Annotated in this window: 1 protein-coding gene; it reads left to right on the top strand. The window is 36.7% G+C overall.

The annotated features are described in order from the left end of the window. Positions 1–257: 257 nt before the first annotated feature. Positions 258–1,561: ABC transporter substrate-binding protein (locus PLK24_RS11365; RefSeq protein WP_324479233.1), on the top strand; the 1,304-nt coding region annotated here is incomplete at its 3' end.

Genomic DNA, 1,561 nt, shown 5'->3' on the forward strand with positions numbered 1-1,561 from the left:
ATTCTTTAATTAATGTAGCGACCTGCCATGGCATGTCGAATCTTGGGTTTTCATCCTCACCTGGTGCTGCTTTGTGATGTGAATGTCTCTTTTGTTTATAAAAAGAAGGTATCCTAAAATAAGATAATTTGTATGAGTAAATTAATCATTTTAAGAAAAATACCGAAATATATGGTATGGAAAATAAATTGCAAATTCTAAATGATATCAATTTTTTAAATAGTGGGTCATAATTAAGTACTTCTGGAGGGGGAAAAATGAAAAAAAATTTTTACCTATTAATCATAATTTTTTGCCTCATTACTACCTTTACCACCAATGCCCAGATAAAGGATCCGAATACCTATGTTCTTTTAACCATTGGGGAACCTGACAGCTTGGATCCTGGATATGCTTACGATTCACATAGTGGAGAAGTATTAACCTTCGTTTATAACAACTTGATTGCCTATGAGGGAGAGAATATTTTTAAATTTATACCCATTCTTGCCACTGCTGTTCCTTCCAAGGAAAATGGATTGATAACCAACGACGGAAAAACCTATATTTTCCCGATTAGAAAAGGCGTTTTCTTCCATAATGGAAATGAATTAAACCCAGAAGATGTGGAATATACTTTTGAAAGGAACATTCTTTTTGATTCGGTCGGAGGCCCTTATTGGATGATTATCGGGGCTTTATTTGATTACCAAACCTTGAATGAAATGGTTGCGAGCAAAATTGGAATACCATTAACTGATTTAGTCAATGAAGACGGGTCTTTGAAAAACCAAGAATATGCTGACCGTTTAATTAAATTCTATCAGGAAGAAATTGATCCTGCCATTGAGGTTGATAACGATAAGGTCATTTTTCATTTAGCAAAACCATTTGCTCCTTTTTTAAATTTGCTGTCGAAGTATGCGTATTGGAGTAGTATCATGGATAAACAAACCTGCATCGAATGGGGATGCTGGGATGGAAAAGCAGATGAGTGGTGGAAGTATTACAATCGGAAAAAAGAATCCTCGCCTTTATTTGATAAAACCAACGGGACTGGACCGTTCATTTTAGCTGAATGGGATCGAACTCAACAGAAAGTAGTGTTGAAAAAAAATCAGCAGTACTGGGGTGAAAAAGCAAAACTTGAACAAGTTATCATTTGGGGAGTCGACGAATGGAATACTCGCCGGGCAATGTTCGAAGCCGGAGATGCCGATCAGGTTTATATTCCTACCCAATATATCCAGCAATTGGAGAATTTAAAAGGAAGTCAGTTTTATCAGAAGGAGCGGATTACCGTAACCAATTTACAATTCAATTGGACCATCAACAAAACCAGTCCCTTTTTAGGGAGCGCCCAATTGGATGGGAATGGAATACCTCCTGACTTTTTCACTGATGAAAATTGCCGACGGGCTTTTTGCTTTGCTTTTGATTATGAAGCCATGATTAATGATGTTCTACTAGGCTATGGGAAGAGAATTGCATCAGTTCTTCCTTCGGATTTATTGGGATACAATGACCAGCTTCCTCGGTATGAATATGATTTGATAAAAGCCAAAGAAGAATTTCAAAAAGC

It is taken from the genome of Atribacter sp., assembly GCF_035418125.1.
In the GTDB taxonomy this organism is placed as follows: Bacteria; Atribacterota; Atribacteria; order Atribacterales; family Atribacteraceae; genus Atribacter; species Atribacter allofermentans.